Origin of the sequence: Streptomyces griseoflavus, assembly GCF_014649995.1 — a bacterium.
GTDB classification, from domain to species: Bacteria; Actinomycetota; Actinomycetes; order Streptomycetales; family Streptomycetaceae; genus Streptomyces; species Streptomyces griseoflavus.
Genome location: NZ_BMUC01000006.1, coordinates 1 through 13,701, shown reverse-complemented (window position 1 = coordinate 13,701; position 13,701 = coordinate 1). Strand labels below are relative to the sequence as shown.

The window sequence follows — 13,701 nt, the reverse complement described above, 5'->3', positions numbered from 1 at the left end:
GGGCGTTCCGCTCCCGGTCGTGCGATCGAGTGCGCTGGTGGGGTGGGACATGGGGACTCCGAAGGAACGTCTGGTGGCCCCGTGTGCGGCATGACCGGCCGATGGCAGGCGCCGGGGACCGGGTCGCCCCCGGCCGGCGAGGGACCGGCCGGGGGCGGTGACGGGATGATCAGGCTGCGTGGGTGTTCAGCACGTACTCGCGCGAGGCGCGGACCTCGCTGCGCAGGGCGGGCAGGTCGACGTCGAGGACCTGTCCGTCCCACTTGCGGGGCTCGCCGTTGATGAGGACGGTGCTGATGTTGCGGGCGTCGGAGCCCAGTACGAGGGTGCCGATCGGGTCGTTGAGCGGCATGTTGTTGAGGTCCTCGGCCTGGATGACCAGCAGGTCGGCCTTCTTGCCGGGGGTGAGTGAGCCGGTGACGCCGGCGAGGCCGTTGGTGCGGGCGCCCTGGAGGGTGGCGAAGTCCAGGACGTCGTGGGTGGTGATGCGGACCGGCTGCCGGCCGGTGCCGTGGGCGGCGTTGACGGCCCGCATCCGCTGGATGGCGTGCAGGGCCCGCATCTGGGTGAACATGTCGCTGGCCAGGGCGACTTCGACGTCGATGCTCAGCCCGGGACGGATGCCGACGGACAAAGCCTCGTCGACGGCGGGGATCGCGGTCTCCAGGCCGATCTGGGCGTCGGAGGTGGGGGCGAGGGCCACGGTGGTGCCGCTTTCCCCCATCGCCTTCCATGCTTCGGGGCTCAGTCCGGTGGCGTGGATCAGGGTGACGTCGCTGCCGAGGATGCCGTCCTTCGCCCAGTTCAGAATCACCTCGGAGGAGGCTGTCCCGAAGACCGCGTCCACGCTCACCCCGATGCCCAGGTCCTTGGCGACGCGGGCGAGTTCGGGGCCGTAGGCGAGGGCCGTGCCGGCGATCTCGTCGGTGGCGAGCGTCGCCAGGCGCAGGGTCAGCAGCTGGTCGTCACTGTGGAAGTACTTCTCCCTGAGGCGTGTCAGGTCGCCGGGCCACTGCTTGTCCCAGTCACCGAAGTGCGGGCCCATGGAGGCGTGTACACCGCGGATGCCGGTGTCGCGGAGAGCCTCGACGGCGGCGTCGGAGTGTTCGGGGGTGCGGGAGTTGTGGGAGAAGTCGAGCATGGTCGTGATGCCGCTGTCGATCGCGGTGAGGGCGGCGAGCTTCGTGCCGGTGTACATGTCCTGAGGCCGGTAGACGGTGGCGTAGCCGGCCAGGGTGGACATGACGTAGGCGCCGAGGTCGTCGACGTCCGGCATGATCCGGCGCAGCTGGGCCTCCCAGGCGTGCCGGTGGGTGTCGACGAAGCCGGGACTGAGGACGGCGCCGGTGGCGTCGACGACCACGGCGTCACCGGCCTCGAGACCGGGACCGACGGCGGTGATGGTGTCGCCCTCGACGAGCAGGTCGGCGTTGGGCAGGACACCGAGGTCGGCGTCCATGGTGACGACGGTCGCGCCGGTGAACAGGATGCGCCGTTCGGCCGCGGGGCGACGGCGGAGCTGTTCGAGGGCGGCGATGGCGTTGACGTGGGTCATGGAAAAGCTGCTTTCAGTACTTCGGGGAGGGGGAGGGCTGCCGGGAACGCCCGGCAGCCCGGTTTCCGGTTCTGGCGGGGCCGGCCCCGGCAGCCAGGGCGCCGTTCACCCGGGCGTCGCGCGTCCAGGACCGAAAGGCTGCGGAGGCACGGTCCGGACCCGGTGTTGTCGCCGTGTGTGCGGGCGGCTCGGCCGTTGCCGGCCGGGCGGCTCAGCCCAGCTTCATGACGTAGCCCGCGTGGTGCAGCTCGTCGCCCCTGAACTCTCCGTAGGCCCAGAAGCCGAGGTCGTCCAGGTAGTCGATGCGGTCGCCGTCGATCCAGAACCGCCCCTGGTAGGCGTGGGGGCGGCCGCCCCGTGTCTCGTCGTAAAGGCCGTCCGCGGTGAGTTCCTGGTGCAGGAAGTCCTGCCGGTCGATCCAGACGCCGAGCCGCGGGCTGCCGGTCAGGTCCGGAGCGGCGGGGATACCGGCCTGGGGGGTTGTGGGCCCGCCGGGAATCTCCGTGCCCGACCACCGGACGGGACGGCCGGCCGCGACCAGTGCGCGGACCTGCTCCGGATGGGACACGAGGGTGGCCACCGCGCTCGGCACGTCGGCGGCGAGTTCGTCGGGCACCACCAGGAAGTCGGTGTTGTTGCCGGGCGTCAGCGTCGCGACGTACTCCGAGCGCCGGCCGCGGCCGCCGACCAGGGCGACGGTGTCCACTACGGCGGGGACGATGGTCGTGCCCGTGCAGTCGACGACGATGGCGTTGTCGTCCTGCGCCGCGGTGATGATGCCGGGGCCGACGCCGACGATCAGGTCGCCGACGAACAGGATGTCGGCACCGGTCATGGTCCCGATCAGCGGGTCCATCGTCACGATCCGGGCGTTGGTGAACAGGACGGGGCGGCCCCCGTCGTTCGAGAGGATCTCGGCGAGCGCCTCCGGGTGCCAGCTCAGGGCGCCGGTGTGGGCGTGGGTGTCGTTGGTGGTCATCGTTTTCCTCAGGGGTTCGGCTCTTCGGTCCGCCCGGCGAACGAAGCGGGCTTCCTCACGGGCGGGTCGCGGCTGCTCGGCGTCACGGCAGCCGCACGACCACCAGGTTCGTCCGGCCGGACAAGCGGAACCAGGCCGCCGTGCACCCGGGTGCACGGCACCCAGCCATGCCCGGCCGGAGGAGAGCGGCGGGGGAGCCGGCACGATGGCCGGCGAAGAGATGGCGAGTCCGGCACAGGCCCGGTGCACCGCGTCCGAGACGTCGGTCCGTCCCGGCACGGCACTCCCGCTGCGTTCCGGCCCGCATTCTGGGTGCACGGCTCCCAGGAAGCCCGTACCCGGGGGTACGGCGGCCTGGCCACTTCCCGTGACGGGCCCGAGAGTGAGGCCATGACCAGCAACGACACGCCTCGCGCTCCGCACCCGTACGTCGGGATGTGGGTGACCGCGGACGGATTCATCCGCCAGGAACTACTGCCGAACGGCCGCTACGACGAGGCCCGTGGACGGCGCCGGAGTGCCTACACCGGCCGGTACACCGTCAGCGGCAACCACATCGACTACGTCGACGACACCGGCTTCACCGCCACGGGGGACGTTCGTGACGGGGTTCTCTTCCATGAGCATCTGGTGCTCTACCGTGAGGGCGATCACCGCATCCGGCGGGACGGTACGGGGTCGCGCGGCTGAGGACCCCCTCCTGGACTCCCGTCGGGCCGTCGGCTTCGGGCTGCGACTCCGAGAGCGGGCGGCCGACGGTGTGGGGCACCGTCGGCCTCACAGGCTCTGACATGCCCGCTGTCACAGCGAGGGCCCGTCGCCGGCCGACGGGCCCTCCTTCTCGTTCAGGGCCCCTCCACGAGCGGGCTCACACCACAGTCAGCTGCCGTCGAACGACAGCGACACCTCCCGCACCATCTCCACCGGTGCCTCTCCGTCGGCACCGGACCGGAGCACGGCGAAGGCGGCCGCGGTGGCGCTCGCCGGCTCTGCCTGGTAGACGACCAGCTGCTGATGCGGGGCTCCCCCGACGGTGAAGGCCGAGAACTGGATCTCCAGAGCACCCACCTCGGGATGCGACAGGTACTTCTCCTGCTGCGTCTTGCTCCTGACCTCGTGCCGTGCCCACAGCCCGGCGAACTCGGGACTCCTCCCGCGGAGCGTGTCGACGACCTCGGTGATCCGCGGGGACTCGGGGTCGTGTCCGAAGGCCGCACGCAGTTCGGCCACGCACGAGTGGGCGGAGTCGTCCCAGTCCCTGTAGAAGGCACGTCCCGCCGGGTCGAGGAAGACCATGCGAGCCAGGTTGTCGAACCGTTGGAATCCGCTGTGCAGGGCCGCGGCGAGCGCATTGCGCGCCAGGATGTCCAGGGCCGGGCCCAGAACGAAGGCGGGGGTGTCGGGCCAGCCGTCGATCAGCCGCAGAAGGTGGGGGTGGACCCTGTCGTCGCCGGCCGGAACACCGCGACGTTCCTGGGGCGCCCTGGTGAGCCTGCGCAGATGGTCGTGCGCCTCGTCACTGAGGCGCAGGGCGGCGGCGACCGCGTCGATCACCTGCGGGGACGGGCTGGACTCCCGTCCCTGTTCCAGGCGCATGTAGTAGTCGGCGCTCACCCCGGCGAGCATGGCGACCTCCTCACGGCGCAGCCCCGGCACCCGCCGGCGCCCGTGCTCCGGAAGCCCCACGTCCAGCGGTTTCAGGGCTTCGCGCCGTGCTCTCAGAAAGTCTCCCAAGGGAGTGGTGTCGCTCATTGTTCCAACCTAACGGAGAGGCCGGCCCGCCCTTCGTCCCTCTCGTGCGGGCCTGGCCGGTGGACCCGGCCCGAACGGCGGCGACTCAGTCGAGCGCGGCGCTGGCCGCCGGCTCCTCGGCCACTGCGCCGGCACTGAGGGAGCCGAGCAGGGACAGTGCGTCGGCGGACGCCGTGCCTGGTTCGGCCTGGTAGACGACGAGCTGCTGCGTCGGGGCGCTGTTGACGGTGAAGGACTCGAAGTGCAGTTCCAGGTCACCGACCTGAGCATGGTGGAAGCGTTTCGCCTCCCGCGTCTTGGCGCGCACGTCATGCCGCGCCCACAGCGTGGAGAAGTCCGCACTTCTCAGGGACAGCTCACCTACGACCTGGCTCAGGCGCGGATCCTCGGGATCGATGCCGGCCGCACGGCGCAATGTGGCCACCGTCGACTCGGCCGCACGGTCCCAGTCCCGGTGAAACCGCCGCGCGACCGGGTCCAGGAACGTCATGCGCAACAAGTTGTCACTGTGAGTGAAGTCGGCGTGAAGAACGCTCGCGAGCCGGTTACGGGCCAGGATGTCCAGTACGGGGCTCATGACGAAGGCAGGCGTGTCACGCCACGTGTCGAGGAGACGCCTGAGGTGTGGGGCGACTCGTTCCACGCGCGGTGCTCGGCGTGTCCGGCGGGTGGTCGGGCCGGCCACGCGGTGCAGGTGGGCCATCGCTTCGCCGTCCAGCTGCAGTGCCCGCCCCACGGCCTCGAGGATCTGCCGGGACGGATGCCGCTCGCGGCCCTGTTCGAGACGCGTGTAGTAGTCGGAACTCACCCCCGCGAGGGCGGCCACCTCCTCACGTCGCAGACCTGGCACCCTGCGACGACCGGAGGTGGGAATCCCCACGTCGCAGGGGCGCAGGCGGGCGCGCCGCGCCCGGAGGAAACCTCCCAGCGTGTTGTCGACGAGCTCCTTCTCTCTGTCCATACGTCGAGGCTAGAGCGGCGCGACGCACTGCCGTAGAAGCGAGGGAGGGTGCGCTTACCCTGGGAACAGCACACCCTGGACAGTCACACCCCTGTCCGAGTCGACGACGGCCTTGCTCTCCGAGGGCGGCACAGGCCGAGTGCTTCCCACCCGTCGCAGGTGAAGCGCCGCGACTCCTCAGCACTGTCTTGGCATGCGTCTGCCTGGCCGGTCCGCCCTGCGCCGGGAGATCCGAGCCGGTACGACGTGGTGACGAACCGGAACCGGAACCGGAGCCCACCCACAGCCACTCGCCGCTTTCCGGCTGCCTGGCGCATACGGGCACGCTCAGGTACGGCTGGACGCCTCGGTGCCTGACGTGGTGCCTGACGTCACGGTGCGGTCGGCAGACCGGCCAGCAGACTGCGCCGCGCGGATTCCACATGCTTTTCGGCCCGGCGGGCCAGCGTCCGGATGTCGCCGGAGCGCAGGAGAGCGGCCAGCTCGCGATGCTCGTCGACCACGCGTGCGCGGTAGTGGTCATAGGCCACGTCGACGCGGCGCAACTGGAACAGGTGCACCTGAGAGCGGATCGCCTTCCAGGCGGAGGTGAGCCTGCCGTTCCCGGCCGCGGCGTAGATCTGGTCGTGGAAGGCGATGTCCAGCGCCACCAGCCGGGGGGCGTCACCGCCCTCGGCGATCTCGGCCGTCATCTCGGCCACCAGCCGATCCAGCGCGGACAGCTGCTCCGCGGTCGCGGCTCGCCGCGCGGTGGTCGCGGCCAGGCGGTCCAACGCGGCCCGCAGCGCGTAGACCTCCTGCGCGTCCTCGGCCGTCACCCTGATGACGGTGGTGCCGCGGTGCCAGCCGCCACGCACCAACCCCTCGTGCTCCAGCTGGGCCAGTCCTTCCCGGACCGAGCCACGGCTGACCCCGAGGCGTTCGGCCAACTCCACTTCGCGCAGTGGGGCTCCGGGCGGAAAGTGACCCGAGAAGATCGCGGCGCGCACCAGGTCGGCGGCTTCGTCGGCCAGCCCGCGCCGGGCGGCCTTCGGCAGTGCAGATGACATGCCGCCATGTTGACATCCGGACAATCGGAACCACCAGACCGGCCAGGCGACTCGCCCCGGACTTCCAGCCGACTCTTGTCCTAATGTTGACATTAAGACATCGGGTGGGTCAGGCTGCCCTGGCCGCCGACTCCACCAGAGGGGACCCCGATGCCACACCGACCCGCCTTCCACCTGGCAGTCCCGGTCGACGACCTGGTCGCCGCCCGCGGCTTCTACGGACAGGTGCTGGGTCTGCCCGAGGGGCGCAGCGCCGATCACTGGGTGGACTGGAATCTCGAAGGCCACCAGTTGGTGACCCACCTGGTGCCGACCGTGCCGCAGCCGGCGGGTACCAGCGTGGTGGGACAGCACCGGGTGCCGATCCCGCACTACGGTCTCCTGCTGCCCGAACAGTCCTTCCACCAGTTCGCCGAGCGGTTGCGAGCCGCGGGGGTTCGCTTCGACATCGAGCCGCATCGCCGCTTTCCCGGTGAACCCGGCGAACAGTGGACCATGTTCTTCCGCGACCCCGCGGGCAACGCCCTGGAGTTCAAGTCCTTCCGTGACGAGTCGATGGTGTTCGCCCGGTGAGGGGCGTGCTCGTCACCGGTGGATCGCGGGGTATCGGCCGCGCCGTCGCGAGGGCCTTCGCCGCCGGCGGTGACCGTGTCGCGGTGCAGTACGCCGGTCGCCGTGCGGGCGCCGAACGGACGGTGCGCGAGCTTCCCGGCACCGGGCACACACTGCTGCAGGCCGACCTGGGCGAGCCAGGTGCGGCCGAGCGGACCGTGGCCGAGGCGGTGGCCGCGCTCGGCGCTGTGGACGTGCTGGTGAACAACGCGGCCGTGGCACCCGCGGCGGACACCCGGCACCCCATTGCCGAGACCCCGCTGGAGCACTGGCAGCAGGTCTGGCGGCGGATGGTCGACGTCAACCTGCTGGGCGCGGCCGACTTGTGCTGGGCCACAGCCCGCCACCTCGTCGGCCGGGGCACCGGCGGGGCGATCGTGAACATCGGCTCGCGCGGCGCGTTCCGGGGCGAACCCGATTTCCCCGCCTACGGGGCCACCAAGGCCGCGCTGCACGCCCTCGGTCAGTCACTGGCCGTGGCCCTGGCTCCGCACGGCATCGCGGTCACTTCCGTCGCGCCCGGGTTCGTGGCCACCGAACGGCAGACGGGGAAGTTGTCCGGCCCGGAAGGCGAACGTCTGCGCGCCGAGAGTCCCTTCGGGCGCGTCGGCACCACGGAAGAGGTCGCCGCCACGGTGCATTTCCTCGCCTCCCCGGCCGCGGCATGGGCCTCGGGAACCATCGTCGACCTCAACGGCGCGTCTCACCTGCGCACTTGACACCCAACCGCGCGAGAGAAGAACGGCGCGCGTGTGGGGCCCCGCCCACGCAGGGCAGCAGCTCGGCCTGGAGGTGACAGTGCGGGGGAAGCTGGGACTGCTGAGAACGAAGATGGCCGAGCTCGTCGATCGCGGCGGTACGGGCCCACGGCGAACGCAGCCTGACTCACCCCGCCGTCGTCGCCCTAGACCGACTCGGCATGACCGCTGCCCGAGCGACAGGAGTTGTCGCGCTCGGAGGTCCTGGCGCCGGCCTCGGCCGCACTCCGTGCCGCCGAGGCCCTCCCGCTCGAGCCGGCCGGCATCGGACCGTTCCTGCCGCGTTACGTGCCCCTGCAGCAGAATCTCCCGGGCGGACGCGCCTCTTCGGACCTACGTGCCGGCAAGTGCTGCGCGTAGGCGACGGGCCTGGCTCACCAGCCGTGAGCTGCCCCGCCGGTCGGCTATCGGGTCGAGTCCGGGTATCTCGCCCCGGGCTCCGGTGCGTTCGGCGCACTCGGCGGCCACGGTGAGCAGTTCGCCGAGGCCACGGGATTCGGCGGGGGAGAGGTCTTTGGACAGGAGCGGTGGCAGCGCGTCACGCAGCACGGTCCAGACGGTGCGGTACGCGCCGGTGGACGCGGCCGTTCCCAGGGACTCCGCCAGGCGGCTCGGAGTGACGATCCCGATGAGCATCAGCGCACCGAGGTCGGTGGCGAGCGCACCGGGATCCAGCTTCTTCTGTGCCGCCAACAGCAGCAGCGCGTCGACCGCGGCGATTCTGTCCTCCTGGCGCTGGACGCTGAGCCCGCCGGCCACCACCAGGGACGTCGCGGGCCCGCTCGCGCCGGGTGACTGCGCGAGCAAGGGCAGGACAGAGCAGACGTCCGGATCTTTCTCGGGGTACTGCGCGCAGGGCAGGACGTGCTGTATCAGCCGCAGGGCAATGAGTTCGGGGTGCTCCGGCAGGAGGGCGGGCCAGTGGGTCTGCTGGACGGCCGCGGTGGCGGCGCACCAGCACCGGTGGTGGGAACCGAGTGCCGGACTCCCCAGCTCACGGAAAGCGAGTGGGAACATGTGCAAGGCCGTGATCTCGCCGGACCGGATGACCGGTGTCGTCTGGTCCGTCACCGTGCGGTGCAGGACCGTGCCGGTGAGGCCGCCGGTCCGCAGCCAGTCGGCGAGCCGCCGTCCCTCCGGCGTGCCCAGCACCGCGGCCCGCTCGGCGGCGGCCTCGGCGGCCGCCCGGTCCGTGGTGCGCACCCGCAGCAGGGCCTGTGCGAAGTCGCACGCTCCGACGTGGGCGCCCAGCCGCTGGTACGTCTTCAGCCGGTCGGTCAGTTCTCCGGGCTCCAGCAGCCCGTTGTCCCAGCTCGGTGTCGACAGCAGGAACGGCTGCGGATCGGTGAGCAACCTGTGGGCGATCTCCCAGAAGCGGGCCCGGAAGGGGCCGTCTGGGAGGCATCCGGCATGCGCGTCCCCGCCGTCGAGCACTGCCTTCGCGGTGCGCGGTGTGATCCGCTGGTGGAGGCCGGCGAGGACCAGGTCGAGGGCGAGTCGCGGGGTGAAGCGGACATGGGAGGGGGCGAAGGCGGAGGGGACCGAGTCGTCGGGGAGAGGCCGGCGGCAGGTGCGGGACCAGTACCGCGTCGCCGCTACCGGCTTGAGCGCCTCCAGCAGTGCTGCTCGATCCTCATGGGCCCAGCGCACCAGTCCGTCCAGGGTCCGCTCGAAGTCGGCGACGGGCAGGATGCCGTGGGAGGCCAGCAGCGCGCCGGTCTCCTCGGCCGTCTCCGCCACTGAGGCCGGCGGCGACGCGAGCGCGACCGGGGACGGAACGGGCGGCAGCGTGTCCTCGCCGGCCGCGTGCAGAGCTTCTTCCGCTCCGGTTCCCAGGGCTTCGGCCACTCGGGTGCGCAGGCCGGGGGCGATGGGCGCGGCCGAGGTGAGGATCTCTTCACGCGAGAGGGCGTCGGTCAGATGTGTCCCGTGCCGCTCGATCAGCTTCAGGGCCCGTTCCTGGGCTTCGGTGTCCTCGTGGGTGAGGGCGTGGGACGCGGCCGGGAGCAGTGCGTCGGCTGTGGCGGTGTCGCGGGTGACCACTGTGTCCAGCAGTTTCAGCTGAGCTCGGACCAGGTTCTTCTCCGGCCGGGTGAGCACCGCTCGCGTCATGTCGGCCAGGTCATGCGTCGGCAGGGAGCCGGTCAGGGCGAGCTCGGCGAGGACGGACTGGGCGTGGACGGCGACGGGCTGGAGCGCGTCGGCGGCCAGGGCCCGCCAGTCGGCGACACGGCCGGCGTGCTCCTCGGCGGACAGACCGAGGTCGAGCAGCAGCCGGTGGAACACCCGCTGGTCCACTGCCGTGCCGCCGCGCAACAGCCGCCCCAGACATCCGTCGACCATGGTGGCGCGGTCGAGCGTGCCTTCCGCGGTGAGCCGCGCGAGAGCGAGAAGCCAAGGGTTGTCCTTGTTGGAGTGACCGCTGTTCAGCGCCTGGCCGGTCCCCCCTGCCGTGAAGAGGCCGGCCACCATGGGCCTGAGGTAGGGCGACTGCCTCAGCCGCTCGGCGATCACGTCGGTGTTCCAGCCATTGCCGTAGATGTTGCGTATCCACGCGTGCACGGAGGCGTCGGTCACCGGCATCGGGCATCGGGCCGCCTGCACGATCGCTTCGAGAAGGTGATACCGGATGTCCGTGGAGGGCCTGCGGTCGGCGATCCGGTGCGCCAGCTCCGCCAGCAATCCGGCGGGGCGCTCCTCGAGCATGGGGAGGAATCTCTTCTCCGCCACCCACATGCGCTCCCAGCCGGAAGCTGTGAGCCAGGACGCGACGGCCGCCGCTCCGCTCTGGCAGGCGAGGCCCGCCACGAGCAGCGCAGGAGAGGCCGCTTGGAGCTGCGGCGTCACCCAGGCGTCGCGGAACTCCTTGCGCAACGCCTTCAGCGCCGGCAGTTCCCCACGCCGTTCGGCGGCCGTCATGCCGTTCACGATCGTCACCACGTCGTCCGTCCGCCCGCCGCGCACCGCTTCGATCAGCTTGCTCAACTGTTCCTCTCCCGTCGTGCCATGCGTACCGCCAACGCGTGCTTGCAGGGGCCGCGTCCACCCCCGTATCTCGCCCACCACAGGCAACTGCACCTCAGGACGCCGGCGTCCTCGCGCACCCGGTGGGTGTGGCCGTCCTCGGCCGTGACGGTGCCCATCGCGCCGTCCAGCGTCACAGCATTGGCCGACAGCAGGGCACGGGCATGCCGCAGCCTCGGGTTGTGGCGCTCGGCGAGACCGGAATCGTAGGGCAGCTGCCGGTGGAAATAGGCTGCTTCGGCCGTGTCGTAACCCACCCGGCCGGAGGTCGCCAGGCGCATCAGCGCCGACCGGACCCGCGCGGTGGTCAGCCCGCAGGCCGCGGCCAGAGCACTCACGTCGATCCGCGGTTCCCACGCCAGCAGCACGGCCACCAGTTCCGCGTCCTGGACGGTCTCGTCGTCGGCCAGTGCCTTCAGTACGCCGCCCTCACCTTTGGCACCTCCCTTACGGCCGGCCGGTAGCTGCTCCGACGGTGGCTGCCGCTCAACGCCGCGTCGCTGTCCGGAAGTTGTGAGGCCGCTGGCACCACTGCGCTCTCGTAAGCTGCTCAGGTTCGATGCGTGTGTACGGGAGGAGTTCGTCGTGGTGCAGCCGTTGGAACAGGGAGATCCAGACTTCCTGGGTGACTACCGGGTGGTGGGTCGACTGGGTGAAGGCGGCATGGGGCGGGTCTTCCTGGGGCGTTCGCCGAGCGGCCGGTCCGTGGCGATCAAGGTGGTGCACGCGTCGCTGGTGCACGAGCCGGAGTTCCGGGACCGGTTCCGACGCGAGGTGGAGGTGTCGCGTCTGGTCGGGGGAGCCTTCACCGCCCCCGTGATCGACGCCGACACGGAGGCCGAACAGCCCTGGATGGTCTCCAGCTACATCCCCGGCCCCTCGCTCCACCAGGCGGTCGCCGAACAGGGGGTCCTGCCCCCGGTGACGCTGGCCGCTCTGGCCGCGGGTCTGGCCGAAGCCCTGGTCTCCATCCACCGGGCCGGCCTGGTGCACCGCGACCTCAAGCCCTCCAACGTGCTGCTCACCGACGACGGCCCGCGCGTCATCGACTTCGGCATCGCCCGCGCGCTCGATGCCAGCGCGCTCACCAGGACCGGGGTCACCATCGGCTCGGCGGGCTTCATGTCCCCCGAGCAGGTCGCCGGCGGCGAGATCACCGCGGCCAGCGACGTCTTCTCCCTGGGCGCGGTGCTCGCCTTCGCCGCCACCGGGACCGGCCCGTTCGGCGTGGGATCGGCGCCCGCCATGCTCTACCGCGTGGCCTACGAGCCCCCGGACCTTCAGGGCGTCCCGGACCCCGAGCTGCGCGCCCTGCTGACCGACTGCCTGGCCAAGGAACCGGCACTGCGCCCCACTCCGCAGCAGATTCTCCGCCGGGTGGCCCCGGCCGCTCCCTGGGCCCCGCACATGCCGATGTCCGGCCTCCCGGCCACCACCGGAGAGACCGGTGGGCCCACGCGGCCCGCCACCCTCGCGGAGATGTTCACCCAGTACGCCGGGGCGCCGCTCTCCCCGCCGGGGTCGTCCGGCGGGCGGGCGTCCGCGCCGGGCGACCCCCGCCGGTCCATGGGTCGCGACGTGATGGCTCCGGCCACCGACGTCCACGCGGAGGAAGCGGTTCCCGCATCCGGGTTCGGTCCGGGGTCCGGGTACTCGCCGATCTCCGCGGGAGCCGTGCCCGGCCCCGGTTCGGTGTCGGCGGTGCCTCGCCCCGTCGCGGCCTGGCGGCTCGACGAACGTTCCGGAACGCGGGCGACGGACGCCGCCGGACGCCACCACGCCACGGCCACGGCGGTCAGATGGGCAACGCGCCACGGTGAGGGCGCCGAGTTCAACGGGTTCAGCAGCGAAGTGGCCACCGAAGGCGCGGTGATCGACACGGCACGCGGCAGCTTCACCGTCGGTGCGTGGGTCCGGCTCGGTGTGATCCCTCCCCACTTCGTCACCGCGGTCAGCCAGGACGGCGAGGAAACCAGCGGCTTCTACCTCCAGTACTCCTCCGATGAGGGCCGCTGGGCCTTCGCCCGCCCGGACCTGCGCGTCACGTCGATGTCCGTACCGGTCGCCGGTGCGTGGACCCACCTGACCGGTGTCTGCGACAGCGTCGCCGGTGAGTTGCGCCTCTTCGTGAACGGCGTCCAGGAGGGTGCGATCCGTGACAGGATCCTGATCTGGTCCGAGGGGCCCTTCGTCATCGGCCGGGGCCGTTACGGCAGGAGGCCGGTCGATCACTTCCCGGGCAGCATCAAGGACGTCACGGTCTTCGACCGTGCCCTCTCCGAGGGGGAGATCGTCGGCCTGCTTCAGCCATGACCCGCCCAACAGTCCGAATGGCCGGCTTGGAGAACAGGGGGCACTGTCAACTGTTCGCGGTGGGACTCGGCGTTCACAGCGGCAGGGCTGATACAGGTCCGCGGTCGGCTGGTGGGACAGCGGACCTCGGCCACGGGCGGCGATGGCCCAAGGGGACGCTGTGTGTGGAGAGCCGCAGGGCCGCTGGCACTTGGCTGCAAGGATGTTGTCGGAGAGGTGCCTTACCGTGTTGATCAGGCATCGGGCCCGCCCGCACGGTGCCGGTCACCGATCCCTCATCAGAAAGCGACTTCGTGGACAACTGGACCAGCACCGTCGGCCCCTCCGGAGATCCTGTGGGGCAGACGTCCCGCAGCAGCGCCTTCCGGGCCTTCGCCCGGCGGCACGGGGTCTCCGACGACGCCATCACCCGCCTGCTGTGGAGCATGGAGACGGCTGTGTACTTCGACTGGAAGGCCACGGGGAGCGTCCGGCCCGATGACCGGGTGATCGGTTACATCGGAGGGGCGCCGGAGCTGCCCCTGGACATGGAGTGGGAAATGGGCGACGTCTTCGTCGCCTCCTTCGACCTCGCGGCGGTGCCCCGGACGCTGTTCGACGACGGGCTGCCCCGGGAGGGGCATCTCCTGCTGTTCACCTGGTCGGACGCGGGCGGCGGCAAGGCGCTCTACATACCGCCCGGGACCGAGACGGCTGTG

The 13,701-nt window shown here is 71.2% G+C and carries 10 protein-coding genes and 2 pseudogenes; 5 read left to right on the top strand and 7 right to left on the bottom strand.

Features of this window, described 5'->3' with window-relative positions:
* Positions 1-169 precede the first annotated feature (169 nt).
* Positions 170-1,555: an amidohydrolase family protein gene (locus IE172_RS14505; protein ID WP_190097639.1), complete on the bottom strand. Its 1,386-nt coding sequence runs from the start codon at positions 1,553-1,555 to the stop codon at positions 170-172.
* Positions 1,556-1,766: 211 nt separating this feature from the next.
* On the bottom strand, positions 1,767-2,534 hold the full coding sequence (locus IE172_RS14500; RefSeq protein WP_190097638.1) for an Atu4866 domain-containing protein: 768 nt from the start codon (positions 2,532-2,534) through the stop codon (positions 1,767-1,769).
* 390 nt (positions 2,535-2,924) lie between these two features.
* Here IE172_RS14500 and IE172_RS14495 point away from each other — a divergent pair, with 390 nt between their 5' ends.
* Positions 2,925-3,224 (top strand): Atu4866 domain-containing protein, encoded by a 300-nt coding sequence (locus IE172_RS14495; protein WP_190097637.1) that lies wholly within the window; start codon positions 2,925-2,927, stop codon positions 3,222-3,224.
* A gap of 189 nt (positions 3,225-3,413) precedes the next feature.
* Here the strand turns inward: IE172_RS14495 and IE172_RS14490 are convergent, their stop codons facing one another.
* The 3 genes from IE172_RS14490 to IE172_RS14480 all read right to left on the bottom strand — a co-directional run bounded on the left by IE172_RS14490 (position 3,414) and on the right by IE172_RS14480 (position 6,296).
* A complete protein-coding gene (locus IE172_RS14490; RefSeq protein WP_190097636.1) occupies positions 3,414-4,286 on the bottom strand; it encodes a helix-turn-helix transcriptional regulator in 873 nt (290 codons plus the stop codon).
* A gap of 85 nt (positions 4,287-4,371) precedes the next feature.
* Entirely contained in the window at positions 4,372-5,247 is an 876-nt protein-coding gene (locus IE172_RS14485) for a helix-turn-helix transcriptional regulator (protein ID WP_190097635.1), read from the bottom strand.
* 371 nt (positions 5,248-5,618) lie between these two features.
* A complete protein-coding gene (locus IE172_RS14480; protein ID WP_190097634.1) occupies positions 5,619-6,296 on the bottom strand; it encodes a GntR family transcriptional regulator in 678 nt (225 codons plus the stop codon).
* A 150-nt stretch (positions 6,297-6,446) separates the two neighbouring features.
* Here IE172_RS14480 and IE172_RS14475 point away from each other — a divergent pair, with 150 nt between their 5' ends.
* Both IE172_RS14475 and IE172_RS14470 read left to right on the top strand, forming a co-directional pair.
* Complete coding sequence (locus IE172_RS14475; protein ID WP_055469143.1) at positions 6,447-6,869, top strand: VOC family protein; 423 nt, start codon at positions 6,447-6,449, stop codon at positions 6,867-6,869.
* Positions 6,866-7,627 carry an SDR family NAD(P)-dependent oxidoreductase gene (locus IE172_RS14470; RefSeq protein WP_190097633.1) on the top strand — a complete coding sequence of 254 codons (762 nt, stop codon included), beginning with the start codon at positions 6,866-6,868 and terminating at the stop codon, positions 7,625-7,627. The genes IE172_RS14475 and IE172_RS14470 overlap by 4 nt, the downstream gene beginning before the upstream one ends.
* Positions 7,628-7,999: 372 nt before the next feature.
* Here IE172_RS14470 and IE172_RS14465 read toward each other — a convergent pair whose 3' ends face one another.
* Both IE172_RS14465 and IE172_RS14460 read right to left on the bottom strand, forming a co-directional pair.
* A complete protein-coding gene (locus IE172_RS14465; protein WP_190097632.1) occupies positions 8,000-10,651 on the bottom strand; it encodes a DUF7825 domain-containing protein in 2,652 nt (883 codons plus the stop codon).
* Positions 10,648-11,133 (bottom strand): annotated as a pseudogene (locus tag IE172_RS14460) (SWIM zinc finger family protein); the annotation flags it as partial. The gene IE172_RS14465 and the pseudogene IE172_RS14460, both read right to left, overlap by 4 nt.
* A 142-nt stretch (positions 11,134-11,275) precedes the next feature.
* Here IE172_RS14460 and IE172_RS14455 point away from each other — a divergent pair.
* Both IE172_RS14455 and IE172_RS14450 read left to right on the top strand, forming a co-directional pair.
* On the top strand, positions 11,276-13,003 hold the full coding sequence (locus IE172_RS14455) for a protein kinase domain-containing protein (RefSeq protein WP_306432790.1): 1,728 nt from the start codon (positions 11,276-11,278) through the stop codon (positions 13,001-13,003).
* Positions 13,004-13,338: 335 nt separating this feature from the next.
* Positions 13,339-13,701, top strand: a pseudogene (locus IE172_RS14450) (hypothetical protein); the annotation flags it as partial.

What these genes read in the sequence shown, in the direction of transcription:
- IE172_RS14505 (WP_190097639.1), bottom strand. Translation starts at nt 1,555, where the DNA reads ATGACCCACGTCAACGCCATCGCCGCCCTCGAACAGCTCCGCCGTCGC.
- IE172_RS14500 (WP_190097638.1), bottom strand. Translation starts at nt 2,534, where the DNA reads ATGACCACCAACGACACCCACGCCCACACCGGCGCCCTGAGCTGGCAC.
- IE172_RS14495 (WP_190097637.1), top strand. Translation starts at nt 2,925, where the DNA reads ATGACCAGCAACGACACGCCTCGCGCTCCGCACCCGTACGTCGGGATG.
- IE172_RS14490 (WP_190097636.1), bottom strand. Translation starts at nt 4,286, where the DNA reads ATGAGCGACACCACTCCCTTGGGAGACTTTCTGAGAGCACGGCGCGAA.
- IE172_RS14485 (WP_190097635.1), bottom strand. Translation starts at nt 5,247, where the DNA reads ATGGACAGAGAGAAGGAGCTCGTCGACAACACGCTGGGAGGTTTCCTC.
- IE172_RS14480 (WP_190097634.1), bottom strand. Translation starts at nt 6,296, where the DNA reads ATGTCATCTGCACTGCCGAAGGCCGCCCGGCGCGGGCTGGCCGACGAA.
- IE172_RS14475 (WP_055469143.1), top strand. Translation starts at nt 6,447, where the DNA reads ATGCCACACCGACCCGCCTTCCACCTGGCAGTCCCGGTCGACGACCTG.